Origin of the sequence: Micromonospora antibiotica, from assembly GCF_017599305.1 — a bacterium.
GTDB classification, from domain to species: Bacteria; Actinomycetota; Actinomycetes; order Mycobacteriales; family Micromonosporaceae; genus Micromonospora; species Micromonospora antibiotica.
In genome coordinates this window covers 564,668-590,109 of the sequence record NZ_JAGFWR010000002.1, presented here as the reverse complement: position 1 = coordinate 590,109, position 25,442 = coordinate 564,668, and the positions used below count along the sequence as shown (strand labels likewise).

Sequence of the window (25,442 nt, the reverse complement as noted above, 5' to 3'; positions counted from 1 at the left end):
CACCGCGCGGCGTCCTTGAACCGATCCGGCCCCGGCCGGCGCTACCGCAGGACCCGTACGCCGATGGCGATCGCGCCGATGACCAGCAGGCCGCCCAGGAACTGGAGCCCGGGGGAGTCGTCGGACTCGCCGAGTACGACGCCGGCCAGCCCGACGGCCAGGACCACGACGGCGACGATGGCGGACAGGTACCTCACGGTGTCGGCTCCTCGTCGTCGACGAATTCGAGCAGGTCGCCCGGCTGGCAGTCGAGCACCCGGCAGATCGCCTCCAGCGTGCTGAACCGCACCGCCTTGGCCCGGCCGTTCTTCAGCACGGCCACGTTGGCCGGGGTCAGCCCGACCCGCTCGGCGAACTCGCCGACGCTCATCTTGCGTCTGGCCAGTTGCACGTCGATGCGGACGACGATGGGCATCAGATCACCGCCTCCAGGTCGGTGCGCAGTGCGGTGGCCTGCCGCAGCAGCGCCCGCATCACCACCATCAGCAGCCCGAGCACGGTGACGCCGACCGACAGGAGGAACAGCAGCATCGGCAGCCCGGGGTCGTCGGCGTGGAACCCGACGTAGAGGAAGACACCCACCAGCACCAGCCAGCCGGCGGCGACGGCCCAGACGATGGCGTCCACCCAGGCCAGTGCCGACTCACTGAAGATCCGGTCGTTTCTGACCAGGGTGAGCAGCCGCCAGGTGGCGACGATCACCACCTGCACGCAGAGCACCCAGAACACCGTCACGGCGGTGGCCGGCCAGCGCAGGTAGGCCTGCTCGGGTGCTTCGCGCGCCAGGTGGGCGAACTGGCCGGGCAGCGACATGGTCTGGAACAGCACCAGCACCGCGAACAGGACCACGAGGAAGCCTCTGAGGGCGGTGACCGCCCAACGCGCTGTCGTCATGTATCGACTATCGCTCGGAAGCTATCGAAAGTCAATCGACTCGGCGGGTGGGCGGTGACCCGACACCGTCAGGGGACCGGCCACTCGTGGACCGGCTGGTTGCTGTGCATCAGCTCGACGTAGTGACGGACCACCTCCCGCAGCGCCTCCGGGCGGTCGAGATGGTCGGCGGACTCCAACCGGTGCAACGTCGCCACCTGCCAGCTCGCGCCGTTGCGTCCGGTCAGGCAGCGCTGCTCGATGATGCCGAGCAGCCGGTCACGTTCGGCCGGATCCACCCCCCACCCGTCCAACCCCTGGTGCGCCAACGGCAGCAGCCGGCGCAGCACCAGCTCGGTCGCCGGCAGATAGCCCAGACCCGGCCAGTAGACCTGCGCGTCGATGCCGTGCCGGGCCCCGCTGGTGAAGTTCTCCTCCGCCGCGCTGAACGACATCTGCGACCACAGTGGCCGGTCCGACTCGGCCAGCGCCCGGACCAGCCCGAAGTAGAACGCGCCGTTGGCGATGGTGTCCACCACCGTCGGCCCCGCCGGCAGCACCCGGTTCTCCACCCGCAGGTGCGGGCGGCCCTTCCACACGTCGTACACCGGCCGGTTCCAGCGGTAGATGGTGCCGTTGTGCAACCGCAGCTCGGCCAGCCTCGGCACCCCACCGGCGGCCAGCGTCTGCGCCGGGTCCTCCGGGTCGCAGACCGGCAACAGCGCCGGGAAGTAGCGCACGTTCTCCTCGAACAGGTCGAAGACGCTGTTGATCCAGCGCTCACCGAACCAGACCCGTGGGCGTACCCCCTGGGCCTTGATCTCCTCCGAGCGGGTGTCGGTGGCCTGCTGGAACAGCGGCACCCGGGTCTCCCGCCACAGCTCCCGGCCGAAGAACAGCGGGGAGTTCGCGCCCAGCGCCACCTGGATCCCGGCGACCGCCTGGGCGGCGTTCCAGTAGGCGGCGAAGTCGACCGGGCTGACCTGCAGGTGGAACTGGGTGCTGGTGCAGGCCGCCTCCGGGGTGATGGTGTCGGCGGTGGTCGCCAACCGCTCCACCCCGCTGATCGCGATCCGCAGGTCCTCCCCACGGGCGGCGAAGATCTGCTCGTTGAGCAGCGCGTAGCGCGGATTCGCCGACAACGCCCCGGCGGTCAGGTGCCCCGGCTCCAGGGTCGGCAGGATGCCGATCATCACCATGTGGGCGTCGACCGTGCGGGCCTTCTCCTCGGCGGCGTTCAGGCTGGCCCGCACGTGAGACTCGAACTCGGCCGTGCCGGTGCCGACGAGTCGTCGGGGCGCCACGTTGATCTCCACGTTGAACTGGCCCAGCTCGGTCTGGAAACTGGGATCGGCGACGGCGGCCAGCACGTCGGCGTTGCGCATCGTCGGCCGGGAGTCGTCGTCGACCAGGTTCAGCTCGATCTCCAGGCCGGTCATCGGCCGCTCGACGTCGAACCGGGACTCCCGCAGCATCTCGGCGAAGACGTCCAGACACCGGCGGACCTTCTCCCGGTAGCGGGCCCGGTCCTCCCGGCTGAACGTGCGCGCTCCGACTTCCTCACCCATGGCCACCCGCCCTGTCACCGTTGGTCCTGTCAACCTCGCACGTCCCGGACGGACCGGGAAGACCCGAAGGACCCCCTACGTACCCATCGGGGGCCCGGGTGATCCCCGTCGCCTCCCGGTCGTCACGCGCCGGCCGCCGACGGCGGCTGGCTACCATGACCCGATGCGCGAGAAGGTGACCCGGTTGTTCGTGGCGGCGGCGGTCGCCGAGGCGTGCTCCTGGCTGGCCCTGCTGGTCGGCATGGCGGTCAAGTACGGCCCGCCGGGCAACGAGATCGGCGTCAAGGTCTTCGGGCCGATCCACGGCGCGCTCTTCGTCGCGTACGGCCTCCTGGTGCTCGCCGTCGCCCGGCTGCACCGGTGGTCCCTCGGGGTCACCGTCGTCGCCCTGGTCTGCGCGGTGCCGCCGTTGGCCACCCTGTTCTTCGAGCGCTGGGCCGCCCGCCGGGGCCTGCTGCGGACCACCGGGGAGCAGCGTCCGTTGACCCCCGTCGGCTGACCGCCCGCGTGCGCGCCCGGCGGGGACACCCCGCGACGGGCCGACGCCGGGAGTCGACCGGGCCGGAACCCACCCACGAGGGCCGGGACCCATCCATGCAGGCCGGGACCCACCCACGAGGGCCGGGACCCACCCACGACCGGGCCGCCCGGCCGGGCCCGGCCGTCGGGGCGGGTGACGATCGGACGGGTCGCCGTCAGGTGAGGACCACGGCGGCGGCGACCAGCAGCACCAGCACCGCCCCCAGCACCGCCTGGATCAGCAGCGGCGGGCCCAGGTGGCTCCACACCGTGGCGGTACGCGGGGTGAGCAGCTGACCGGTGGTCAGGTTGACGATCCGTTCGATGCGCGGCGGCAGGTCGACGTCCTGCGGCTGCAGGGTCAGCTGCACCCAGTCGGACGGGTGCACCGCGCTCTGCGGCAGGTGCCCGTGCAACTCCACCTCATAGAGCAGACCCTTGTCGTCGCGCACCCGCAGCGGTGTGACCAGGAATTCCGGACCCTTTTTCAGGTCCTTCCAGGTGCGGCGCGCGCCCCCGCCGGCCCGGGAGAGGGCGGTCCGCACCAGCAGCACCAGCAGACCCGCCACGCTCGCCGCGGTCAGCACCGCCACCAGCACCGGCTGGCCGATCCTGACCTCGCGGGGGTAGCCGTCCATGAATCGGACCACCCGCCCGGTGAGTATCCGCTGGGTGGGGCGTACCACCCGGTTTCGGAGATCGCTGTCCATGTTCACCACCGAGAGTCCCTTTCCGTTCACTGATGGTATCCAGCAAACGGGTCGAACGACGTGAATGAACCGGAGAGTCACGACACGGACGACGGTGGGTGAGGCGCTTCGGCTGGTGGTCGGGCCGAGGTGACATCCCGGGCAGCCCGGGTAAGCGGGCGGCCGAGCCGGAAAGGGGTCGAGCATGCAGCTGTCCTTCCTGCGCCCGCTCTACGACCGTCCCGGGCCGTGGTGCTCGGTCTACCTGGACGCCTCCCGGGACACCCAGGACGCGCGTCCGGCGTTGGACCTACGCTGGCGGGCCCTGGCCGAACAACTCGCCGCCGACGGCGCCGACGAGCCGACCATCGCGGCCCTGGACCGGGTGGTCCGGGGTCACGACCCGATGCCCGGCGACTACGGGCTGGCCGCGTTCGCCAGTCGGGGCCGGGTGGTGGTGTCCGAGTACCTCGCCGCGCCACCACTGCGCGACCTGGCCGCGTACACGCCGCTGCCGCACGTGATGCCCCTGCTGGCGCAACGCGGGGAACAGGTGGCCTGGGTGCGGGTCCTCGCCGACCGCACCGGCGCGGACGCGGTCGCGGTCAGCGCCGGTGGGGTGCCCCGACGGGCCCACGTCAGCGGCCGGCAGACCTATCCGCTGCGCCGGGTGCAACCCGGCGGCTGGTCCCAGTCCCGCTACCAGCGGGCCGCGTTGGAAGCCTGGCACCACAACGCCGGTGACGCCGCCGCGGCCACCGCCGAACTGGCCGACCGGGTCGGCGCGGACGTGGTGGTCGTCGCCGGGGACATCAGGGCCACCGGGATGATCACCGCGCAGCTGCCGGCCCGCTGGCAGGACGTGGTGGTGCGCACCGACGCCGGCTCCCGGGCCGGTGGCGCCGACCCGGCCGCGATGGACGACGTCACCGTGCAGACCATCGCCGAGGTCGCCGACCAGCACGTCACCGCCGCGCTGGACCGGTTCGGCACCCAGGAGGACGTCGGTGCGGGGCTGGCCGCCGTGGTGGCCGCCCTGCAACGCAACCAGGTCGACACGATGCTGCTCGTCGACGACCCGTCGGCCGTCGGTGAGCTGTGGATCGGACCCCGCCCGACCGACATCGCCACCGCCCCCGGCCAGCTCGCCGCCGTGTCCGACCCGCAACGGGTCCGCGCCGACGCGGCACTGGTCCGGGCGTTGGTCGGCACGGACGCGGACCTGACCGTTCTCGGGCCGGACGAGGCCCCCGAACTGGCCGACGGGATCGGTGCGGTGCTGCGCTACGTCGACCCGGCCACGCCGGGACGCGACCATGGCTGACCGTACGGTCGCGCAGCTGGTGGTGGACCGGTTGCGGGCCTGGCGGGTGCCCCGCGCCTTCGGCTGCCCGGGGGACGCGATCGCCCCGGTGATCGAGGCGCTGGACACCGCGGGCGGGGACCCGGAGTTCGTCCCCGCCCGGCACGAGGAGGCCGCCGCCTTCATGGCGACCGGGCACGCCAAGTTCACCGGCGGCATCGGGGTCTGCGTGGCCACCCAGGGCCCCAGCGCGGTGCACCTGCTCAACGGTCTGTACGACGCGAAACTGGACAGCCGGCCGGTGGTGGCGATCCTCGGGGAGGACGTCACCGGACCGCTCGGTGAGGTGCACGAGGAGATCGGGCTGAGCCGGCTCTTCGGCGACGTCTGCCACCAGTTCGTCCGCTACGGCCGTACCCCGGCCCAGGTGCCGGCCCTGCTCGACCAGGCGTTGCGCACGGCCGCGGCGACCCGCAGCCCGACCTGCGTGGTGCTGCCCCGCGCGTTGCAGCTCGCCGTGGTGCCGGACCTGCAACCGGACACGGTGGGGGTGCTCAACGCGACGCCGGGCGAACCGCTGGCCCGGGTGCTGCCCCACCAGGCGGACCTGGACGCCGCCGCGGCGCTGCTCAGCATCGGAGCGCGGGTGGCGATCCTGGTCGGGCAGGGCGCCCGGGGTGCCGCCGGGCAGATCGCGGCGCTGGCCGACCGGTTGGGTGCCGGCGTTGCCAGCTCACTGCCGGGCAAGCCGGTGCTCGACGAGCGGCTGCCGTTCCACACCGGGGTGCTCGGTGCGGTCGGCACCACCGCCGCCGCCCAGCTGATGGGCGGCGCGGACACCCTGCTGCTGGTGGGCACCAACGACCCGTGGACCGACTACCTCCCGATGCCCGGTCAGGCCCGCACCATCCAGATCGACATCGACGGGCGACGGATCGGCAGCCGGTACCCGGTGGACGTGCCGCTGGTCGGCGACGCCACCGAAACCCTGCGCGCGCTGCTGGCCCAGGTCGCCGACCGGCCCAACCGGCAGTGGCGGGCCACCGTCGAGGGCTCCGTCGAGCGGTGGCGCGCGGAGGCCGCCGCCCGCGCCGCCGAAACGGCCGAACCGGTCAACCCGCAGCTGGTGCTGCACGAGCTGTCCACCCGGTTGCCCCGCACCGGGTCGGTCGCCGTGGACGTCGGTTCGGTGCTCTACTGGTACGCCCGCCACCTGGAACTGCCGCCCGGGGTCGACGCGCAGCTCTGCGGCGCACTCGGCTCGCCGGGCTGCGCCGTGCCGTACGCGCTCGCCGCGAAACTGGAGCGCCCGGACGAGCCGGTGATCGCCTTGCTCGGTGACGGCGCGATGCAGCTCAACGGGCTGGCCGAGCTGATCACCGTGGCCCACCGCTGGCAGGGGTGGGCCGATCCCCGGCTGGTGGTGCTGGTGCTCAACGACCGCGACCACCGAGGTCTGGACCACCGCGGGTGGGTGCCGGGCGTGGCCGGGCGGCGGGCCGACGTGCCGTACGCCGGTTGGGCCCGGCTGCTCGGGCTGCACGGTGTCCGGGTGGACCGGCCGGAGCTGGTCGGCGCGGCCTGGGACGAGGCGCTGGCCGCCGACCGGCCGTGCGTGCTGGAGGCGGTGGTGGACCCGGGCGTGCCGTTGCGGGTGCCGGAACCGGCCCTGGCCGACCTGCGGGGCCTGTTCGCCGACGGCGACGCCGTCCGACGCGTCCGGGACCGGATGATGTCGGCCGAGCGGTCGGTCGTCGAGGCCGAGGACCTCGTCTAGCACCGTCGTCGCCGGTGCACCCCCGGGTCGGGGATTGCGCCCGACGGGGCGGGATGCCCCGTTTAGACCCCAGAGGGAGGGGAAGCCGGGCTGCGTGGTGAGTGATCGAGGCGGGGTGGAACCGGCGTCGGTGGTGCCGGCGGGACCGACGGCCCAGGGTGCGGGGCTGGCCGGCGACCGGGTCGTGGCGGTGGGCAGCCCCGCGCGGGTGCTGGTGGCCGCCGCCGCCCGGGCCCTGCGCGGGGTGGACTGCGCCGACCTGGGCCAGCCGAGCCCGCCGTCACGGTTCACCCCCGCGCCGGAGCCGGTACGCCGGGCCGCCGCCGCGCGGGCCGCCGGCCGGGTGGCGCTCACCGCCGCACAGGCCGGCGAGGTGGACGGGGAACGGGTGGCCCGGTGGATCGTCGACCAGTACCCCCGGGATCGGTATCCGGCGCTGGTGCTGGGCTCCCCGCACGCCGCCGCGGTGCACCTGGCCGTGGCGCTGGGGGTGCCCTGGCTGCCCACCGGGTTCGAGATGACCGCGCACTGGACGCGCGGCGCGGTGGACCGGCCCGGTGCCGCCCTGGACCAGGGTGCCGCGTTCGCCGCCCGGGTCCTCGCCGGCAACCCCGACCTGCACGTCCGCCAGGTGCACTGCCCGGCGAGCCGGGGCGCGCTGGCCGGCGTCGCGATCAGCCTGGTGGCCCGGTGGCGGGCGTTGCCGGTGGCGTACGCCCGGTTCCTGGCCGACCGGCTGACGCCCCGGGCGGCGCTGCTGCTGGTCGGTGACGGCCGTCGGTGGCCGGTGTCGGACTCCGGGCAGGGGCACAGCTTCCAGCTCGGCTCCCCGGCCAGCGGGCTGGAACCGGTGGACTTCCACACCGACTCACCCACCCTGCGTCAGGTGCTGCGGGCGGTCGGCGGGACCGGGCAGGGCTGGGAGCCACCGGCGGTCACCGCCGCCCGCGAGCCCGCCGAGCACGGGGTGGAACCGGGCTTCACCCGCACGCTGGACCACTGGGCCCGCAGCCGGGGGCACGAGCTGCGTCAGGTGCAGACGCCGCACCCCGGGGCGCTCAGCGCGGCGACTGCCGACCTGTACCGCCGGTGGCTGCGTCGGGCCGGCAAGACCGGCGACCGGTTGGTGGTCGAGTGCGGCCGGCTGTTCGACCCGTGGCAGGTGGTACGGGCGGGACTGGTGCCGTACTGGTGTGAGAACGCGACCCGACGCAGCGTCGAGGAGGTGGAGTGGTGGCTCGCCGGCAGCGAGCCGTTCAGCTCGGTGGACGTGCTGCCCGAGTCGCCGGGGATGCGCTCACCGGCGCTGGCCGGGCTGCCGCAGTGGCTGGCGGTGGCGGCGTTCGGCCGTCGTCGCCGGGCCCTGGACCGCACCGCCGCCCGCGGTTACCCGGTCGCCTCGGTGGCCACCCGGCGGGCCACCGAGGTGCTGCGCGGTCAGCCGTACGACCTGCCGACGCCGCCGCCGCTGAGCGTGGCCGACGCGTTGGCCGGGCTCCGGGACGCGGGTGCCCCGCTGGGGTTGGCCGTGTCCTGACCGGCCGGCCCGTCCGGCGCCGACACCGCCCGCTCCGGCGGGCGACGGGCAGCCGGTAACCCGGAAAGGGGACGCCCGGGGTGTCCGCGCCGTCGGGCCGGACCGGGCACACCGAAACATCCTCGCGAACCCGGGGCCGCGTGGTTGAGTACCTGGGGAGCGGGAAGACCGCTCGCCGCGACGGTGCGATCACGCCGGGTGGCGACCGGTCATCGCCTCCGCGCGTCCGGCGATCCCGGCGCGGCACGTGACCCCACTTCCGACCCGGTGCGTGGTGCCACCACGCGCACGACCGGCTCGATCCGGGCGGGGGACCTTCCTGAGGGAGGCGCGGATGTTCGGACAGACCACCACGACCACACCACCTCCGACCGAACGGGGTCTGGAGGATCTGGACGCCGCCGCGCTGGCGTACGCCGCGCGGATCGCCGGCCTGCCACCGGAGCGTCGGGGCGAGGCCCGCGAGGACCTGGTCCGGTTCGCCCTGCCGTTCGCCGGCCGGCTGGCCCGCCGCTACCGGGGGCGGGGCGAGCCGTTGGAGGACCTGGAGCAGGTGGCCCGGCTCGGCCTGGTCAACGCCGTCGACCGGTACGACCCCGAGCGGGGTTCGTTCACCGCGTACGCGGCGATCACCATCGTCGGTGAGATCAAGCGGCACTTCCGGGACCGCACCTGGGGGGTGCACGTGCCCCGGCGGTTGCGCGACCTGATCCTGGAGGTCGGGCAGGCCACCTCGGCGCTGACCAGCGAACTGTCCCGGGCGCCGAGCGTGGCCGAGCTGGCGGCCCGGCTGGAGACGCCGGAGGAGGAGATCCTCGCCGCCCTGGAGTCGGCGGCCGGCTACAGCCCCGCCTCGCTCAACGCGCCGGTCGGCGGGGAGAGTTCCGCCGAGTTCGGTGACCTGGTCGGCGAGTCGGACAACGCGTTGGAGTCGGTGGACGACCGGGTGACGGTCAGCGGGCTGCTGCACCGGCTGCCCTGGCGGGAGCGGCGCATCCTGGCGATGCGCTTCTACGGCAACCAGACCCAGGCCGAGATCGCCGCCCGGTTCGGCATCTCCCAGATGCACGTGTCCCGGCTGCTGTCGCGGGCGTTGACCTGGCTGCGTCAGGCGATGCTCGCCGACACCCCGCCGCCCTGGCAGAACGGCACCGCCGAGACGGAGACCGGCCGGAACCGGATCGCGGTCAGACGCACCGCGGAGCGGACGGTGGTCGAGGTCGGGGGAGAGATCGACCGCGACGGCGCGGACCAGTTGCGCCGGATGATGCTGGAGGCGGTCGCCGGGCAGCCCCGCGAGCTGGTGGTGGACCTGGACGGAGCGGGCGGGGTCGACGCCGGTGGCATCGCCGCGCTGGTGGCCGGCCGGGACGCCGCCATCCGGACCGGGGTGCCGCTGCGGCTGACCCGGGCCCAGCCGGCGGTACGACGGTCGCTGGCCGCCGCCGGCCTGCCCGCCACCGTGGACGCCTGACCCGGCTCCGGCCGGCGGGGGAACATCGGGCCGGCACCCCCGAACGGGGTGCCGGCCCGACGACCGTTGCGGGTCAGCGCCGTCCGGGGTCGTCGTCGTCCGTGCTGTGCGGGTGCCGCCACCGTTCGGGGGTGTCGGGGTTCGCACCGCCGGGGCCGTCGTCGTCCGGGGCGTCGGAGTGCGCGAAGCCGGGACGGCGGACGTCCTCCGGTTCGGGCACCTCCACCGGGCGGGCGCCGGACTGCGGGGCGGGTTGGTACTCCACCGCCTCCCGGGCCCCGTGCGCGCCCTCGGCCGCCGGTGACTCGGGTACGTGCCGCTCGTGGTGCAGCTCGTCGTGCAGGTGCTGCGGTGGCCGGGTGGTGCGTTGCGGCAGGTCCCGGCCGAGGTCGGCGACGAGGGGGCCGTACTTGGCGTCGAAGGCGGGCCGCTCGGAGCGGATCCGGGGCATCCGGTCGAAGTTGCGCAACGGGGGCGGGCAGGTGGTGGCCCATTCCAGGGAGTTGCCGAAACCCCACGGGTCGTCCACCGTCACCAGCGCGCCGTAGCGCCAGGACTTCCACACGTTGTAGAGGAAGAACAGGGTGGACGCGCCGAGCACGAACGACCCGACGGTGGAGATCATGTTGAGCGTGGTGAAGCCGTCGTCGGGCAGGTAGTCGGCGTACCGGCGGGGCATCCCCTCGTCGCCCAGCCAGTGCTGCACCAGGAAGGTGGCGTGGAAGCCGATGAACATGGTCCAGAAGTGCAGCTTGCCGAGCCGTTCGTCGAGCAGCCGGCCGGTCATCTTGGGAAACCAGAAGTAGACCCCGCCGAACGCGGCGAACACGATGGTGCCGAACAGCACGTAGTGGAAGTGCGCCACCACGAAGTACGAGTCGGTGACGTGGAAGTCCACCGGCGGGCTGGCCAGCAGCACCCCGGTCAGGCCGCCGAGCAGGAAGGTGACCAGGAACCCGACGGCGAACAGCATCGGCGTCTCGAAGGTGAGCTGCCCCTTCCACATGGTGCCGATCCAGTTGAAGAACTTCACCCCGGTGGGCACCGCGATCAGATAGCTGAGGAAGCTGAAGAACGGCAGCAGCACCTGGCCGGTGGCGAACATGTGGTGCGCCCAGACTGTCATCGACAGCACGGTGATCGCGACGGTGGCCAGCACCAGGCCGGTGTAGCCGAAGATCGGTTTGCGGCTGAAGACCGGGATGATCTCGGTGATGATGCCGAAGAACGGCAACGCCACGATGTAGACCTCGGGGTGGCCGAAGAACCAGAACAGGTGCTGCCACAGCATCGGCCCGCCGGTCGCCGGGTCGTAGACGTGGGCGTCGAGCAGCCGGTCCGCGCCCAGCGCCAGCAGCGCGGCGGCCAGCAGCGGGAAGACCAGGATCACCAGGACGGCGGTGAGCAGCATGTTCCATGTGAAGATCGGCATCCGGAACATGGTCATGCCGGGCGCGCGCAGGGTCAGCGTGGTGGTGATCAGGTTGACCGCGCCCAGGATGGTGCCCAGGCCGGAGACGACCAGGCCGACCACCCACAGGTTCCCCCCGATGCCGGGGGAGTGCGTCGCGTCGCTGAGCGGGTTGTACGCCGTCCAGCCGAAGTCGGCCGCACCACCGGGGGTGAGGTAGCCGCCGACGACCATCGTGCCGCCGAACAGGTACAGCCAGTACGCGAACGCGTTGAGCCGGGGGAAGGCCACGTCCGGTGCGCCGATCTGCAACGGGACGATGTAGTTGCCGAAGGCGAACACCAGTGGGGTGGCGAAGAGCAGCAGCATGATCGTGCCGTGCATGGTGAACGCCTGGTTGTACTGCTCGGGGGAGAGGAACTGCATCCCGGGCCGGGCCAGCTCGGCCCGGATGAGCAGGGCCAGCACGCCGCCGATCAGGAAGAACACGAACGACGTGGCCAGGTAGAGCAGGCCGATCTGCTTGGCGTCGGTGGTGCCGAGCAGCCGCAGCAGCTTGTTCCCGGGCAGCGCCGGGCGGACCGGTCCGGGGAAGCCACCGAACCGGGCCGGGGCGAGGATCGCCGGGCCGCGGTCTCGGGCGGGTTCCGTGGTTACCCGTCTGGGCATGGCTCTCTCACCCCGTCGTGACGACAGAAAGGACGGGCGCGACTACCCGTCCCTCCGCCCATGTAACCAGGCGAGAGAGGGAATTTCGGTCAATTCGCGGGCAGGAGTGCCCAAACCACTTTGCCGTCGGCCAGCGGGGAACTGCCCCAGCGCTGCGCCATGTCCCGGATCAGCAGCAAACCCCGGCCGCCCTCGGCGGTCACGTCCGGGCTGGCCGCGCGCGCCACCGCCCGGCTGCCGTCGGCGACCGCCACCCGCAGGTACGGCTGGTGCAGGGTCAACGTGATCCGCATCGGGGTGTGGGCGTGCCGCACCACGTTGCCGACCAGCTCACTGAGCACCAGCGACGCCGGTTCCACCAGGTGCGGGACGTTCCACCGGGCGCAGGCGTCACCGACCAGCTCACGGGCCCGCCGGCAGGCCCCCGCCACCGGATCCAACCGGACCCGCAACCGGGGTGCGGCCCTCGCCCCGGCCAGCCGGGTCGCCTCGGCGCAGTCCTGCCGTACCGGCACCACCCGGCAGGCGGTGGAGGTGGCCAGCCAGGCGGCGGCGTCCGGCGGGGGGGAGCAGAGCACCACCGGCACGGCCGGCCAGTCCGCGGCCTGCCGGGCGGTGGCGGCGAAGACCGACAGCGCCAACCGGTCGGCGACGGTCACCCCGCCCAGGTCGACCACCAACGCGTCCGGCAGCGTGGCCAGGCAGCGGTCCAGCACGGTGTGTACGGCGCGCATGGTGCCCAGGTCGAGTGCGCCCGCGAGGCGTACGACGGTCACGGGTGACTCGTCGTGGACCTCGCAGGTGATCCGGCTGGCCATCGGCCCCTCGATTCCGCTCGCGGTGCTGGGCAGAACCGCCAGGTACCCGCGGTCCCGGGGAACGAAACCGGGCCCGGACCGAGGACGGTCCGGACCCGGTCGGGTCGGTGGTTCAGGCGGCCTGGAGCTGCGGCTTGCGGGCCCCGGCGCGGACCGTCTCGTAGAGCGTGACGTACCGCTGCGCCATCACCGCCGGGGTGAACCGCTCGGCGGCCTCCCGCCGGCACTCGTCCGGATCGAGCCGGCGTGCCGCCAGCAACAGCTCACCCAGCTCCTCCTCGTCGTCGGTGAGCAGGCCGGTCCGCCCGTGCACGATCAGCTCGGGCAGGCAACCCCGCCCGGTCGCCACCACCGGCGTGCCCAACGCCAGCGACTCCACCACGGCGGTCCCGCCGGGTTCCTCCCAGCGCAGCGGGAACAACGACGCCCGCGCCCCGGCCAGCAGGTCGTCGCGCTCCCGGCCGGCCACCGTGCCCACCCAGCGGACCAGGTCACCGTCGACGTGCGGGGCGACCTGGTCGTAGAAGAACCGCACGTCCGGGTTCTGCCGGGCCTCCTCACCCGCCGCGGCCAGGTCCGCCGGCCGGTGGTACGGCCCGACCGGGCCGGCGAGCACCAGCGGCACCCCGGTGCGCCGGGCCAGCCGGGCGCCCACGTCCTGGCCCTTTCCCGGGTTGATCCGGCCGAGAATGATCGTGTAGTCACCCTTTGCCGGCCGGGGCGCCCGGTCGGCGTGCACGGCCAGCGGGGTGGACAGGTGCACGTGCCCGACCGAGTGCGCCCGCAGTGCCCGGGGTGCGCGGGCCAGTTGGGCGGCGGAGACCCCGTTGACCCGGACCCGCGCCCCGGCGTCGAGGTTGCCGTACAGCTCGGGGTGCTTGGCGAGGTCCCAGTGCAGGGTGTGCAGCACCGGTGGGGCGGCCGGCCCCATCGCCGCGAGGGTGGCCAGCCCGACGGCTTCCACGTGGTCGTGCACCAGGTCGATGTCGTCGCGGCCGTGTACCTGCCGGACCACCCCGGCCAGGTGCGCCTGGGACACCCCGCACACCTGGTTGTAGGGCCGTTGCAACGCCGCGAACTGCCCGTCGTCGTAGACCGAGAACCTCTCGTCCACCGGCAGGGTGCTCGACCCCACCGAGGCCAGCACCACCTTCACCCCGAGCCGACGCAGCTCCGGCACCAGGGTGGCGATGACGTTCTCGATGCCGCCGTAGCCGGGTGGGGGCACGGACAGCCAGGGGCCGGCGTTCATCAACACGGTGAGACTCATGATCGGGGAATCCTCTCGGGACGGTGGGAGTCCCGGGCGGGTGTCGACCCCGCGCGTCGGGTGGCACTGCCGGTGTCGCGTCGGAGGGCCCGCCGTGTCGTCACGCGGCCACCCGCCGCCGCGGCAGCCGGGGCCGCAGCTCGGCCAGGGGTGGACGTTCCTGCACCGAGACGTCGTTGACGACGATCTCCCGGTCGAGATTCGGCAGCGCCTCCGAGCCGCCCCGACGGAACTGGGTCAGCAGCGCTCCCGGGCTGGTGCCCGGGGCGGCCCAGCCGCGCCGCTGCAACCGCGCCCAGGCGGTGTGCATGATCTGCGCGGACATCCGGCCCAGGGCCGCGGTGTCCTGGTGCCGGTGCTTGCGCTCGCCCAGGTCGACCTGGGCCAACGCGTCCAGGCCGACCAGTTCCAGCAGATCGATCAGCATGGCCGTCTCGACCCCGTAACCGGTGACGAACGGCACCCGTTCCAGCACCTCGCGCCGGCCGGCGTACTCGCCCGCCAGGGGCTGCACGAAGCCGGCGAGCTCCGGCCAGAACAGGTTCAGCAGCGGCCGGGCCATCAGCTCCGTCACCCGTCCGCCGCCGTCGGTCTCGACGCTGGTCGTGCCGACCAGGGGCCGGTGGTAGAAGCCCTTCACGAACTCCACCGACGGATCGACCAGCAGCGGACCGATCAGGCCGGTCACGAAGTGCGGCCGGAACTCCCGCAGATCGGCGTCGATGAAGGCGACGACGTCGCCCTCGGCGGCGGCCAGGCCGGCCCAGAGCGCGTCACCCTTGCCGGTCAGCCGGGGCAGCCCCCGGGTCATCTCGTCCTGACCGACCACCTCCGCGCCGGCGGCCCGGGCCACCTGTGCGGTCCGGTCGGTCGACCGGGAGTCGACCACGATCAGCTCGTCGACCAGGGGAACCCGGTCCATCAGGTGTTCCCGGATCGTCGCGACGATCGCCCCGACGGTGGCTTCCTCGTTGCGGGCGGGCAGCACGACGCTGACCCGGTTCTCTCCCTTCGCCCGCATCAGCCGTCGCGTGGGCCAGTCCTGCGCCGACGTCGTTCGATAGGTGGCCCACGCCTCCACGACAGGAGAGACGATCGGTGTTGTATCCCGCACTGGCAAACCCCCAGATCCATGGCGGAAAACCCGGATGTGGTTTTCCCACCCCCGCACAACCGCTAACCGGATAATCCCTAACAGCTTGATCACGTCGGTTCCACCGGCCGGTTCCCGGCAGGTGAACGCTGTGTTGCGCGACGACCCCGGGGTTTCGCCCCGGCCCACCGGGGGGAGTGCTGACGGCGTTGGTCATGACCGCGTCGAGAGGGCCGAAGAATGCGTACGTGCCGGGTGGGGCTGGTCGGGGCCGGCGGGGTGGCGCAACGCCACGCCCGAGTGCTGGGGAGTTTCGCCGACGTGGAGTTGCTCGGCGTCACCGACGTGGCCCGGGACGCGGCGACGGAACTGGCCGCCGCGCACTCCGCGCACGTCTTCGCCGACGTCGACGAACTGCTGGCCGCCGGCCCGGACGCCGTCTACGTCTGCGTGCCCCCGTTCGCGCACGGGCCGGTGGAGGAAGCCGTGATCGCAGCCGGGGTGCCGATGTTCGTGGAGAAACCGGTCGCCGCCGACCTGGACACCGCCGAGCGGATCGCCGCCCTGGTCCAGGAGAAGCAGCTGCTCACCGCCGTCGGACACCACTGGCGTCACCTGCACGTGGTGCAGCAGGCCCGGCAACTGCTCGCCGACCGCCCGGTGCGGATGGTCAACGGAGCCTGGCTGGACAAGGTGCCCCCGGTGGCCTGGTGGGCGGTGCGGGACCGCTCCGGCGGCCCGGTCGTCGAGCAGGCCGCCCACGTGCTGGACCTGATCCGCGTGCTGGCCGGTGAGGCCGTCGAGGTGACCGCGTACGGCGACGGCAGCCCGCCGCCGGTCGACGACGCCGACATCGACTCGGTGACCGCCGCCACGCTGCGCTTCGCCTCCGGGGCGGTGGGCACCCTCGCCGCCGCCTGCGTGCTCGGCTGGAAACACCGCGCCGGCCTGGAGATCCTCGCCGACGGGCTGGCCCTGTCCCTGGCCGAGGACGGCCTGACGATCCGCGACGCCGACGGGGAACGCCACCTGGCGGCCGACCCGGACGATGCCCGGGTCGCCGTCGACCGGGCCTTCGTCGACGCGGTCACCGGCGTCGGCGACGACATCCGGGTGCCGTACGCGGAGGCGCTGCGCACCCAGCGACTGGCGGTCGCGGTCGCGCAGAGCGCCCGCACCGGTCGCCCCGTCACCCTGCCCACCGGCCCGGCCGCCCTGACGTCGGTGGCCGGCGGCGTGCCGGCGACACCCGCGGGGGTGACCGTCGATGCGTGACACGGTGGTGGTGGTCAGCGGACCGGGACGGGTCGAGCTGGCCGAGCAGGAGGCCGGTGAGCTGCGCGACGGCACCATCCGGGTGCGGACCCGCTACAGCGGCATCTCCGCCGGCACCGAGCTGAGCTTCGTCAAGGGCACCAACCCCTACCTCAACGTCACCTTCGACACCGGCCTCGGCCTGTTCCGGCCCGGAACGGCCAGCACCCCGTACCCGGTCACCCGGCTCGGCTACATGCAGGTCGCCGAGGTGGTGCAGAGCCGTACCCCGGCGATCGCCGTCGGCACCGTCGGTGCGATGACCTACGGCCACCGCACCGGGTACGTCGCCGACCCGCTGGCCGAACGGTTCGTGCCGCTGCCCGACGACCTCGATCCGCTGCTCGGCGTCTACGTGGCCCACATGGGCCCGATCTGCGCCAACGGGCTGCTGCACGCCGCCGCCGACCTGTACGGCACCGACGTCCGCTCGCTCGGCGACGGGGTGCGCGGCCGCCGGGTCGCGGTGGTCGGCGGTGGGGTGGTCGCCCTGCTCACCGCCCTGTTCGCCAGGCAGCACGGTGCCGCCTCGGTGGTGGTGGTCGACCCGACGCCGCAGCGCCGCCAGGTCGCCGAGGCGCTCGGCCTGCAGACCCTGGACCCGGACGCCGACGACCCCGCCGTGGTGCTCAAGACCCGGTGGCACCACAGCGCCGGGGACCGGGGCGCCGACGTGGTGTTCCAGTGCCGGGGTCAGGACTGGGCACTGCACCTGGCGCTGCGCCTGCTGCGCCCCCAGGGCACCGTGATCGACCTGGCGTTCTACCAGGGCGGCGCGGACGCCGTCCGGCTCGGTGAGGAGTTCCACCACAACGGGCTGTCGCTGCGCTGCGCACAGATCGGCCGGGTGCCCCGGGGTCTCGCCCCCACCTGGGACCGGGAACGCCTCTCCGCCGAGACGATCGACCTGCTGCGCCGGTACGGCGACCTGATCCGCACCCACCTGATCTCGGCAGTGGTCCCGTTCGCACAGGGACCCGCCCTCCTCACCGACCTGGCCGAACGCCGTCGCCAGGAACTCCAGGTGGTGCTCACCGGCTGACCGGCACCCCACCGGGGACCGGTCGCGTGCGGTGGGCCGGCCACCGCACGCGACCGGTACCGCAGGTCACCGCGCGTCGGCGGTCACCTGCGGCACGGCCCGGGCGAAGTAGTGCGCCCCGGTCTCGTGGTTGTCCAGGTGCTGGTAGAACCCGCGTGTGCTGCGGAACTCGTACGTCGTCACCGCGGCGCGCGGGGCGGTCAGGTCGCCGTCGGCCAGGGCGGCGAGGACCTCCGCGACCGGCATGGGGAAGGTGACCGGGTCACTGGCGTACTCCTCGCCGTCGACCCGCCAGCCGGCCGGCCGGGTGGCGCCCGGTGGCTGGTAGACCGGGCGGCTCCAGCGCTCGAAGCGGTACAGCTCCCGGCCGAACTCGGCCCAGTCGGCCGGGAAGCGACTGACCACGGCGTCGTTCCACCACCGTTCGATCTGCTCGTCGAGCGCCGGCTCGCTGTAGAGCATCCGGTGTCCGGCCGCCACGGCCGGCGACTCGGCGATGATCGGGAAGCTCTCCCGGAACGCCACCACCGCCGGGTGGGCCGACGCCTCGATGAAGTCCCGCAGACTGTTGATCACCTGGCTCTGGGTGAGCCCGCCGAGTAGGCGGGCCGGCCGCCAGAGCCGCCGGAAGTACTGGTTCTCGCCGAGGATGCGGGCCAGGTACATGAAGCGTTGCATGGCGAAGTTCTCGGCCAGGGTCGAGGTGCGGTTGGCCAGCACGTACTCGAAGTCGTCGTGCTGGCCCCGGACGGTCACGAACCCGTGCAGCTGGCGCTGCTCGCTGTAGCCCGTGTTGGGCAGCAGCAGCAACGGGTAGACCGCGATCCGGGGGACCTTCTCGGCGAGGCGGTCGTAGCCGTCGAAGAACGAGGCGGTGGTCTCGCCGGGCGCTCCCCAGATCAACTCGACGAACGCCTCCATCTTCTCCTGGGCCAGCCAGTCGGCGAGCGCCTCCCACTGGTTGAGCTTCATGTTGCGCCGCTGCATGTCGCCCAGCGCCTCGTCGGACAGCGTCTGGAGGGCGAGCGTGAACGAACTCTTGAACCCCCGGTCCCGCAGGGTCCGCACGATACGGTGGAACCGCTCGGACTTGTTCTTGGCCCAGTTGGCCTCCAGCGCCGTCGGGAAGCCGTACCGGGCGTTGGTGCTCAGCAGGTCCTCGGTGAACTCCTCGTCGGCCTCCAACATGCCGAAGTTGGCGTCGCAGAGGAAGACCGTGGGCACCTGGTGGAAGCCGAACAGGTCGAGTTCCTCGGCGAGGCGTTCCCGGGAGAACGAGCGCACCCGCTGCCCGGTCGCCCCGCCCCAGTAGCAGAACGAGCACTTGTACGGGCAGCCCCGGTTGGTCTCCAGCAGCGCGAACTCGTACGGGAACGCTCCGTTGCGGTCGACCAGGGGGATGGCGCCGGTGAGGAACGGCGAGGGGATCACGTCGAGGTTCTCGATCCGTGGCCGGTCCTCCGTGGTGTGGCAGGCCCCGTCCGGGTCCCGGTAGGAGACTCCGGCCACGGTGTCGAGCGCCGGGTCACCGGGGCGGGCGAGGATCGCGGCGGTCAGGTCACGGAAGGTGAGTTCCCCTTCCCCGTTGACCACCACGTCGACCGCGGGGTGTTCGCGGAACACCCGGGGCCCCTGGTGGCTGACGTGGTTGCCGCCGAAGACCACGGTGCCGCCCGGCTTCAGCTGCTTGTAGAGGTCGGCCAGGCAGGCGAAGTTCCGGTAGTTCCACCCAAGCACCGAGAACGCGAGAATGTCCGGCGGCTCACTGGCGAATATCCTTCGGGCCATTTCGGTGATCGACCAGCCACCGCGCAGGTTGTGGATCTGCACGTCGGTCTCGGAACCGAGGTCGGGATCGGCGTCGAGGATCGCCTTGAGATATCCCGCCGCCAGTGGCATGGAATCGATGGGCAGGTCCCATGCGCTTTGTTGCACCAATCCGATCTTGAACATGGTGCGGTGTCTCCGTTCGCGAATAGGAGGGACTAACCGCGTACCGCTTCGATGGCGAACAGTGCTGCGAACAGGAGCAGCAGCGAACCGGAGAGCCAATCGATCCATTGCCGACGCTGCGGGGTCAACCAGCGCCGCAGGGAGGATGCCGCGGAGGTGAGGACGATGAACCACACCCAGGAGGCGCTGACCGTGCCGGCGGCGAACACCGGCCGGTCGTCCGGGGTCTGGGTGGCGATGGCGACGCCGAGCACACCCACCACGTCGAGCACCGAGTGGGGGTTGAGCACCGAGACCGAGGCACACCGGGCCACCACCCGGGTCCAGGGCAGACCACCCGTGGCCAGGGCGTCCGGCCCGCGAGTGCTGGTGCGGAAGCACTGCACCCCGAGGTAGCTCAGGAAGCCGACCCCGACGACGAGCAGCACCGTCTTGAGGCCGGGGACGCTCTGCAGCACCGCCGAGGCGCCGGCGCCGCCCAGGACGATGAGGACGGTGTCGCAGACGCCCGCGGCACCGACCGCCACCCAGGCCCGTGGCATGCCCACGCTGAAGCCCTGGTTGATGAGGAAGATGTTCTGTGGACCGATCGGCGTTATCATGGCCAGCCCGAGCAACAGGCCGGCGAAAAAGATGTCCATACTCCTACCCGTAGCCCCCCGGCGGAATAGTGAGAGTAATGATCGTAGCGGTTCGGGTACGGCGAATCGCCAACCGTCTTCGGCGTGCCGCACCGGGGTTGCTCGACCGCCCGTCGCGGGCATTGGACAGCGGATCCAGCGGAAGTCGGGATGGCATTCTCCTCCCCCTGGGATGCCTGCCCGGGAGCAACAGCAGTCAATGTACCGGGTGTCCGCCAGCACCCGCGCCCCCGACGCCGGATAATTGCGGCACCCGTGGTGGCGACCGGCGTCCGGATCGCGTCGCCCCGGCGGTTGTGCGGTGGCGATGGGGTGAACTGACCTGCAACTACGGAGGGCTATCGGATCTTCGCCCCCCGTCGCCGTGGGCCCGCCGTCCGCCGCCGAATCCGCCGCTCACACGTCCCATAAGGTGGGAATTGTGGATCGGGAGTGCTCCGGCCACCGCGTCCCCGCCCGGCGGGCCGGACCGGCCCCCGGATCGACGCCCGCCAGTCCACCGCGTCGGTCGCCGCCGGTCGACCGGCGGCCACCCGGACCCGCCGGCACCCGCGCTGACCTGCCCGCACGGGTGGGGAACGGGACACCGGGCCCGCGTCGGGCCAACCGGGCAGCCTTTTCCGCGCTGGTTCGCGTACCGTTGCCGCTCATGGGTGTGTCGCAACGGTTGAAGAGCAGGTTCCGCCGGTTCCTCCAGCGCCCCGGGACGACGGTCGACCTGGCTCCGCTGGAGAAGCTGCTGCCGCGGATCGCCGCGCGCGAGGATGACCTGTCGGCGCTCGACGACGACGCGCTGACCGAGGCCGCCGGTGCGGCCACGGAGTACGCCGAGATCTGTGCCGTCGGCCGCGAGGCCGCCCGCCGGGGCCTCGACCAGCGGCCGTACGACGTGCAGCTGCTCGGCGCGATGGCGCTGCTGTCCGGCAAGGTCGCCGAGATGGCCACCGGTGAGGGCAAGACGCTCACCGCCACCATCGCCGCCTACGGGCACGTCCGGCTGGGCAACGGGCCGGTGCACGTACTCACCGTCAACGACTACCTGGCCCGCCGGGACGCCGAGTGGATGACGCCGGTCTACCGGCTGCTCGGATTGAGCGTGGGCTGGGTCAACGAGGCCTCCACCCCGACCGAGCGGCGGGCCGCGTACGGCTGCGACGTCACCTACGTCTCGGTCAGCGAGGCCGGGTTCGACTTCCTGCGCGACCAGCTCGTCACCGACATCGCCGACCGGGTCCAGCCGCCGCTGGCCACCGCGATCATCGACGAGGCCGACTCGATCCTGATCGACGAGGCCCGGGTGCCGATGGTGCTGGCCGGCTCGACCACCGGCGAGCAGGACCCGGTGCACGCCTCCGCCGCACTCGTGCGCGGCCTGCGCAGGGGCCGGCACTACACGGTCGCCGAGGACGGCCGCAGCGTCGCCTTCACCACCGAGGGCCTGGCCGCCGTCGAGGCCAAGCTGGGCGGCATCGACCTGTACGACACCGAGCACGTCGGCCAGCTCTCCGCGGTGAACGTGGCGCTGCACGCGCACGCCCTGCTGCACCGCGACGTCGACTACATCGTCCGTGACGGTTCGGTGGAGCTGATCGACGAGATGCGCGGCCGGGTCGCCCAGCGCCGCCGCTGGCCCGACGGCCTCCAGGCCGCCGTGGAGGCGAAGGAGGGGCTGGACGCCACCGCCGAGGGCGAGGTGCTGGGCACCATCGCCGTGCAGGCGTACATCGCGCGCTACCCCAAGCTGTGCGGCATGACGGCGACCGCGGTGCTGGTCGGCGACCAGCTCCGCGAGTTCTTCGGCCTCGAGGTGGCGGTGATCCCGCCGAACACCCCCTGCGTCCGCGAGGACGAGCCGGACCGGATCTACGCGACCCGGGCGGAGAAGGAGGAGGCGCTGATCGACGAGATCCGGCGCTGCCACGAGGCGGGCCGCCCGGTGCTGGTCGGCACCCTCGACGTCAAGGAGTCCGAGGGGCTCGCCGCCGGCCTGCGCGCCGCCGGGGTGCCGTGCGTGGTGCTCAACGCCAAGAACGACGACGAGGAGGCGGCGATCATCGCCGAGGCCGGCGCGTACGGCGCGGTGACCGTCTCCACCCAGATGGCCGGCCGGGGCGTGGACATCCGGCTCGGCGGCAGCGAGCAGGTCGACCAGGAGCGGGTGGCCGAACTCGGCGGCCTCTACGTGATCGGCAGCGGCCGGCACGACAGCCGTCGGGTCGACGACCAGCTGCGTGGTCGGGCCGGCCGGCAGGGCGACCCGGGCGGTTCGGTCTTCTTCACCAGCCTGGAGGACGACCTGGTCGTGCGGCACGCCGGCGACACCATCCCGGCCTCGCCCCGGATGAACGCCGACGGCCTGGTCACCGACGAGCAGGTCGACTACGCGGTGGAGCACGCCCAGCGGGTCGCCGAGGGCGTCAACCACGAGATCCACCGCAACACCTGGCGCTACAGCGTCGTCATCGAGCAGCAGCGCATCGCCCTGGCCGAGCGCCGGGAGCGGCTGCTCACCTCGGACGTGGCCGCGCTGATGCTGCTCGACCGGATGCCCGACAAGGCCGGCGAGATGGACGAGGACCTGCTGGCCCGGGTGGCCCGCTCCATCGCGCTCTACCACACCGACCGGCTCTGGGCGGAGCACCTGGCCGAGCTGTCCGAGGTCCGCGAGGGCGTGCACCTGCGGGCGCTGGGCCGGCTCGACCCGCTCGACGAGTTCCACCGGGCGGCGGTGCCGGCGTTCACCAACCTCATCCCCGAGATCGAGACGCGGACCCTGGCGACCTTCGAGGAGACCGAGTTCGCCGAGGACTGGGAGCCGGACGCCGCCAAGCTGGTGCGGCCCAGCGCGACCTGGACGTACCTGGTGCACGACAACCCGTTCGGCTCGGAGCTGGACCGGTTGATCGCCTCGGTCGGTCGTCGGCTCGCCGCCGCCCGCTGAGCGGCCCGGGGAACCCCTCCGGCGCGAAACGCGCCGGAGGGGTTCCTTTACGCGGTTTCGATCCGGTTTTGCCAGGGTAGTAGCCCGGGGCCCACGACTCGGGGGAGAGATCATCACGATGACACAGGCAACGACGCCGGTGCCGGGCGGCAGCTGCACGACGGAGCCCGTGGGCCGGTGAACCTGGACATGCGGGAGCTGACCATCGACACGCTCGGGGTACTGGAGACGGCCGCCCTGCTGCGGGAGCTGACCGCGGGGCTGATCGCGGTCGACGACTTCGACGAGGCGCTGACCGAGCTGGTCCGGATCGCCGCGGACGCCGTACCGGGGGTGCTCTGGTGCGGTTTCACCGCGCTGCGGGCCGGTGAGCCCGCCGGGGTGGCCGCGTCGGACCCCCGGCTGGCCGAGCTGGATGACCTGGGGCACGGTGCGGAGTCACCGGCGATGAGCGCCATCCGCCGCCGCGAGATGATCATCGCGACGGATCTGACCGTCGAGGACCGGTGGGCGGCCTGGACCGACCGCGCCCGCCGGCTCGGCGTGCGCGGGGTGATCTCCGCCCCGGTGGACGTGGACGAGCGGGCGGTCGGCTCGATCAACCTGTACGCCGGCCGGGACGGCACGCTGGGCACCCGGCACCAGCTCACCGCGATGCTGCTCGCCGAGCACGCGGGACTGCTGCTGGCCGCCGTACGGGACCGGGCCAGGCGGGCCGAGCGGGACAGCGAACGTGACGGCGCGCTGCTCGGGGAGAACGTCGTCGGCCAGGCCGTCGGGGTGATCATGACCCAGCGGGGCTGCCCGGCGCCGGAGGCCCTCGACGTGCTGCGCAGCGCGGCGTCCTCACTGGACATCCCGCTACGGGAGGTGGCCGAACGGCTGGTCACCACGGTCTCCCGCCCCCGCGAGTCCTGACGACCGGCCGGTTCGGTCGACCCGCTCGCCGGGGCCGACGTAACAGCATCGACGTGTGGCGATGCCGCCATGTCGCCGATGCCGATCCCGGGACCGCGTCGGCCGACGGTGTCGTTTCTCTCCGGACCCGCGAATCACGGCCCGACCGTTTCGTCGCAGCGGCCTGCGGGTAGCACCCTGGACCGGTGAGCTGAACCGATCCCGGGGAGGAAACGATGGAGAGCCGCCTGAGGGTGCAGGGGCATCCCATCCAACCGATGCTCGTGACGTTCCCGTTCGGGCTCTTCGTCAGCGCCACCGTCTTCGACCTCGCGGACGTGGCCGGTGGTCCGGCCTTTCTCGGTGAGGTCGGCTACTGGACGGGGGTCGCCGCGCTGGTGGCCGCCGGGCTCGCCGCTGTGGCCGGCATGATCGACCTGTGGGACGTACGGCCGGGGCCGCACCGTCGCACCATGATCACCTTCAACATGGTCAACGCCGGCATGGCCGCGCTCTTCCTGCTGGCCTGCCTGATCCGGGCGGACGCCCCGCAGCGTGGCGCGACCGGGGTGCTGCTGGTGACCGAGCTGGTGGCGCTGACGGTCGGTGCGGTCGGCGTCGGGCTCGGTGCCCGGCTGATGCGCCAGTTCGATTCCGGCCTCCCGGAGCCGACCGGCTTCGACGCCTTCGACGCACTCCCCGCCGGCTCCACCGTCGAGATCGCCCGCCCCGCCCCCTGACCGAGTCCCCGCCCCGGCAACGCGCCGGGCGGCGATCCGGGTGGGGTCCGGCGCGGACAATCGGGTTGCTGCTCGCGCCGGGGTGCCGCAGGCTGGGCGGATGGTCGGTCGGAGCGGTGCCGAGTTGATCGCCGAGGCGGCGGCGGCCCCCGTCGACGGCTGGGGGTTCGACTGGCTGGACGGCCGGGCCACCGAGGAACGCCCACCGTGGGGTTACGCCCGCCTGTCGGCCGCCCGGATGGCGGCGGCCCGGTCGGCGTTGGACATCGACACCGGTGGTGGTGAGGTGCTCGCCGAGGTGCCGCAGCCGCCCCCGCTGCTGGTCGCCACCGAGGCGTGGCCGCCCAACGTCGCGGTCGCCCGGCGGACGCTGGAACGGCTCGACGGGCGGGTGGTGCAGGTCGACCCCGACGCGGGCCTGCCGTTCCGGGACGCCGCCTTCGACTTGGTGACCAGCCGGCACCCGGTGCACACCCCGTGGGCGGAGATCGCCCGGGTGCTGCGGCCCGGCGGCCACTACCTGTCCCAGCAGATCGGTGCCGGCACCATGCGCGAGCTGAGCGAGGCGGTGCTGGGGCCGCTGCCGCCGCCGGCCACCCGGCACACCGCCCAGGCGGTGGCCGCCGCCCGGGCCGCCGGCCTCGACGTGGTACGCCTCGATCGGGCCGTCCTGCGGGTGGAGTTCCATGACGTCGGTGCCGTGGTCTGGTTCCTGCGTAAGGTGGTCTGGACCGTGCCGGACTTCGACGTCGAGCGGTACCGGCCGCAGTTGGAGCGGCTGCACGCGCGGATCCGGGCCGATGGTGTGTTCGTCGCCCACTCCCGCCGCTTTCTGATCGAGGCCGACAAGCCGGCCGGGTGACCCCGACCACGCCGACCGGTCGGGCGGGAGGTCCACTCCGGGGGGTCGCCG

At 72.9% G+C, this 25,442-nt stretch carries 22 protein-coding genes; 11 read left to right on the top strand and 11 right to left on the bottom strand.

Annotation, left to right across the window (positions count from 1 at the left end; translation table 11 throughout):
• Positions 1-41: 41 nt before the first annotated feature.
• The 4 genes from JQN83_RS07590 to JQN83_RS07575 all read right to left on the bottom strand — a co-directional run bounded on the left by JQN83_RS07590 (position 42) and on the right by JQN83_RS07575 (position 2,441).
• Entirely contained in the window at positions 42-197 is a 156-nt protein-coding gene (locus JQN83_RS07590; RefSeq protein ID WP_208566317.1) for a hypothetical protein, read from the bottom strand.
• The gene (locus JQN83_RS07585; RefSeq protein WP_208566316.1) at positions 194-415 is read right to left on the bottom strand and encodes a helix-turn-helix domain-containing protein; all 222 of its coding nucleotides are present in this window, start codon (positions 413-415) and stop codon (positions 194-196) included. Before JQN83_RS07585 ends, JQN83_RS07590 begins: the two co-directional genes overlap by 4 nt.
• Positions 415-894 carry a DUF2975 domain-containing protein gene (locus JQN83_RS07580; RefSeq protein ID WP_208566315.1) on the bottom strand — a complete coding sequence of 160 codons (480 nt, stop codon included), beginning with the start codon at positions 892-894 and terminating at the stop codon, positions 415-417. Before JQN83_RS07580 ends, JQN83_RS07585 begins: the two co-directional genes overlap by 1 nt.
• Positions 895-962: 68 nt before the next feature.
• A complete protein-coding gene (locus JQN83_RS07575) occupies positions 963-2,441 on the bottom strand; it encodes a glutamate-cysteine ligase family protein (RefSeq protein WP_208566314.1) in 1,479 nt (492 codons plus the stop codon).
• Between the two features lie 163 nt (positions 2,442-2,604).
• Here JQN83_RS07575 and JQN83_RS07570 point away from each other — a divergent pair, with 163 nt between their 5' ends.
• Complete coding sequence (locus JQN83_RS07570) at positions 2,605-2,940, top strand: DUF3817 domain-containing protein (protein ID WP_208566313.1); 336 nt, start codon at positions 2,605-2,607, stop codon at positions 2,938-2,940.
• Between the two features lie 196 nt (positions 2,941-3,136).
• Here JQN83_RS07570 and JQN83_RS07565 read toward each other — a convergent pair whose 3' ends face one another.
• On the bottom strand, positions 3,137-3,679 hold the full coding sequence (locus tag JQN83_RS07565; RefSeq protein WP_208566486.1) for a hypothetical protein: 543 nt from the start codon (positions 3,677-3,679) through the stop codon (positions 3,137-3,139).
• A gap of 175 nt (positions 3,680-3,854) precedes the next feature.
• Here JQN83_RS07565 and JQN83_RS07560 point away from each other — a divergent pair, with 175 nt between their 5' ends.
• From JQN83_RS07560 to JQN83_RS07545, 4 genes are all read left to right on the top strand, one after another.
• Entirely contained in the window at positions 3,855-4,973 is a 1,119-nt protein-coding gene (locus JQN83_RS07560) for a baeRF2 domain-containing protein (RefSeq protein ID WP_208566312.1), read from the top strand.
• Positions 4,966-6,729, top strand: a complete 1,764-nt coding sequence (locus JQN83_RS07555) for a thiamine pyrophosphate-binding protein (protein WP_208566311.1) — start codon at positions 4,966-4,968, stop codon at positions 6,727-6,729. The genes JQN83_RS07560 and JQN83_RS07555 overlap by 8 nt, the downstream gene beginning before the upstream one ends.
• Positions 6,730-6,862: 133 nt before the next feature.
• Positions 6,863-8,266, top strand: coding sequence for a hypothetical protein (locus JQN83_RS07550; protein WP_208566485.1), 1,404 nt, complete (start codon positions 6,863-6,865; stop codon positions 8,264-8,266).
• 334 nt (positions 8,267-8,600) lie between these two features.
• Entirely contained in the window at positions 8,601-9,740 is a 1,140-nt protein-coding gene (locus JQN83_RS07545) for a SigB/SigF/SigG family RNA polymerase sigma factor (protein ID WP_208566310.1), read from the top strand.
• A gap of 73 nt (positions 9,741-9,813) precedes the next feature.
• Here the strand turns inward: JQN83_RS07545 and ctaD are convergent, their stop codons facing one another.
• From ctaD to JQN83_RS07525, 4 genes are all read right to left on the bottom strand, one after another.
• Entirely contained in the window at positions 9,814-11,820 is a 2,007-nt protein-coding gene (gene ctaD, locus JQN83_RS07540) for an aa3-type cytochrome oxidase subunit I (protein WP_208566309.1), read from the bottom strand.
• A gap of 89 nt (positions 11,821-11,909) precedes the next feature.
• Positions 11,910-12,638: an ATP-binding protein gene (locus JQN83_RS07535; protein ID WP_208566308.1), complete on the bottom strand. Its 729-nt coding sequence runs from the start codon at positions 12,636-12,638 to the stop codon at positions 11,910-11,912.
• Positions 12,639-12,750: 112 nt separating this feature from the next.
• Positions 12,751-13,908, bottom strand: a complete 1,158-nt coding sequence (locus JQN83_RS07530; protein ID WP_208566307.1) for a glycosyltransferase — start codon at positions 13,906-13,908, stop codon at positions 12,751-12,753.
• A 100-nt stretch (positions 13,909-14,008) separates the two neighbouring features.
• Positions 14,009-14,989: a glucosyl-3-phosphoglycerate synthase gene (locus JQN83_RS07525; RefSeq protein ID WP_307799087.1), complete on the bottom strand. Its 981-nt coding sequence runs from the start codon at positions 14,987-14,989 to the stop codon at positions 14,009-14,011.
• 252 nt (positions 14,990-15,241) lie between these two features.
• Here JQN83_RS07525 and JQN83_RS07520 point away from each other — a divergent pair, with 252 nt between their 5' ends.
• Both JQN83_RS07520 and JQN83_RS07515 read left to right on the top strand, forming a co-directional pair.
• Positions 15,242-16,276: a Gfo/Idh/MocA family protein gene (locus tag JQN83_RS07520; RefSeq protein ID WP_208566305.1), complete on the top strand. Its 1,035-nt coding sequence runs from the start codon at positions 15,242-15,244 to the stop codon at positions 16,274-16,276.
• On the top strand, positions 16,269-17,357 hold the full coding sequence (locus JQN83_RS07515; protein WP_208566304.1) for a zinc-binding dehydrogenase: 1,089 nt from the start codon (positions 16,269-16,271) through the stop codon (positions 17,355-17,357). Before JQN83_RS07520 ends, JQN83_RS07515 begins: the two co-directional genes overlap by 8 nt.
• Positions 17,358-17,423: 66 nt before the next feature.
• Here JQN83_RS07515 and JQN83_RS07510 read toward each other — a convergent pair whose 3' ends face one another.
• Together JQN83_RS07510 and JQN83_RS07505 are read right to left on the bottom strand one after the other, a co-directional pair.
• Positions 17,424-19,310, bottom strand: coding sequence for a KedN5 family methylcobalamin-dependent radical SAM C-methyltransferase (locus JQN83_RS07510; RefSeq protein WP_208566303.1), 1,887 nt, complete (start codon positions 19,308-19,310; stop codon positions 17,424-17,426).
• Positions 19,311-19,342: 32 nt separating this feature from the next.
• A complete protein-coding gene (locus JQN83_RS07505; RefSeq protein WP_208566302.1) occupies positions 19,343-19,951 on the bottom strand; it encodes a LysE/ArgO family amino acid transporter in 609 nt (202 codons plus the stop codon).
• 649 nt (positions 19,952-20,600) lie between these two features.
• Here JQN83_RS07505 and secA2 point away from each other — a divergent pair.
• The 4 genes from secA2 (at position 20,601) to JQN83_RS07485 (ending at position 25,391) form a co-directional block, all read left to right on the top strand.
• Positions 20,601-22,892: an accessory Sec system translocase SecA2 gene (gene secA2 / locus JQN83_RS07500; protein WP_208566301.1), complete on the top strand. Its 2,292-nt coding sequence runs from the start codon at positions 20,601-20,603 to the stop codon at positions 22,890-22,892.
• 177 nt (positions 22,893-23,069) lie between these two features.
• Positions 23,070-23,810 carry a GAF and ANTAR domain-containing protein gene (locus tag JQN83_RS07495; RefSeq protein WP_208566300.1) on the top strand — a complete coding sequence of 247 codons (741 nt, stop codon included), beginning with the start codon at positions 23,070-23,072 and terminating at the stop codon, positions 23,808-23,810.
• Positions 23,811-24,025: 215 nt separating this feature from the next.
• The gene (locus JQN83_RS07490) at positions 24,026-24,529 is read left to right on the top strand and encodes a DUF2231 domain-containing protein (protein WP_208566299.1); all 504 of its coding nucleotides are present in this window, start codon (positions 24,026-24,028) and stop codon (positions 24,527-24,529) included.
• A 100-nt stretch (positions 24,530-24,629) separates the two neighbouring features.
• Complete coding sequence (locus JQN83_RS07485; protein WP_208566298.1) at positions 24,630-25,391, top strand: class I SAM-dependent methyltransferase; 762 nt, start codon at positions 24,630-24,632, stop codon at positions 25,389-25,391.
• The last annotated feature ends 51 nt before the right edge of the window (positions 25,392-25,442 follow it).

Bases quoted from the DNA above. Each gene is read 5' to 3' on its own strand.
- JQN83_RS07570 (WP_208566313.1), top strand. From the start codon at position 2,605: ATGCGCGAGAAGGTGACCCGGTTGTTCGTGGCGGCGGCGGTCGCCGAG.
- JQN83_RS07485 (WP_208566298.1), top strand. From the start codon at position 24,630: ATGGTCGGTCGGAGCGGTGCCGAGTTGATCGCCGAGGCGGCGGCGGCC.
- secA2 (WP_208566301.1), top strand. From the start codon at position 20,601: ATGGGTGTGTCGCAACGGTTGAAGAGCAGGTTCCGCCGGTTCCTCCAG.
- JQN83_RS07515 (WP_208566304.1), top strand. From the start codon at position 16,269: ATGCGTGACACGGTGGTGGTGGTCAGCGGACCGGGACGGGTCGAGCTG.
- JQN83_RS07575 (WP_208566314.1), bottom strand. From the start codon at position 2,441: ATGGGTGAGGAAGTCGGAGCGCGCACGTTCAGCCGGGAGGACCGGGCC.
- JQN83_RS07520 (WP_208566305.1), top strand. From the start codon at position 15,242: ATGCGTACGTGCCGGGTGGGGCTGGTCGGGGCCGGCGGGGTGGCGCAA.
- JQN83_RS07530 (WP_208566307.1), bottom strand. From the start codon at position 13,908: ATGAGTCTCACCGTGTTGATGAACGCCGGCCCCTGGCTGTCCGTGCCC.
- JQN83_RS07510 (WP_208566303.1), bottom strand. From the start codon at position 19,310: ATGTTCAAGATCGGATTGGTGCAACAAAGCGCATGGGACCTGCCCATC.
- JQN83_RS07580 (WP_208566315.1), bottom strand. From the start codon at position 894: ATGACGACAGCGCGTTGGGCGGTCACCGCCCTCAGAGGCTTCCTCGTG.
- JQN83_RS07585 (WP_208566316.1), bottom strand. From the start codon at position 415: ATGCCCATCGTCGTCCGCATCGACGTGCAACTGGCCAGACGCAAGATG.
- JQN83_RS07505 (WP_208566302.1), bottom strand. From the start codon at position 19,951: ATGGACATCTTTTTCGCCGGCCTGTTGCTCGGGCTGGCCATGATAACG.
- ctaD (WP_208566309.1), bottom strand. From the start codon at position 11,820: ATGCCCAGACGGGTAACCACGGAACCCGCCCGAGACCGCGGCCCGGCG.
- JQN83_RS07535 (WP_208566308.1), bottom strand. From the start codon at position 12,638: ATGGCCAGCCGGATCACCTGCGAGGTCCACGACGAGTCACCCGTGACC.
- JQN83_RS07545 (WP_208566310.1), top strand. From the start codon at position 8,601: ATGTTCGGACAGACCACCACGACCACACCACCTCCGACCGAACGGGGT.
- JQN83_RS07555 (WP_208566311.1), top strand. From the start codon at position 4,966: ATGGCTGACCGTACGGTCGCGCAGCTGGTGGTGGACCGGTTGCGGGCC.
- JQN83_RS07560 (WP_208566312.1), top strand. From the start codon at position 3,855: ATGCAGCTGTCCTTCCTGCGCCCGCTCTACGACCGTCCCGGGCCGTGG.
- JQN83_RS07490 (WP_208566299.1), top strand. From the start codon at position 24,026: ATGGAGAGCCGCCTGAGGGTGCAGGGGCATCCCATCCAACCGATGCTC.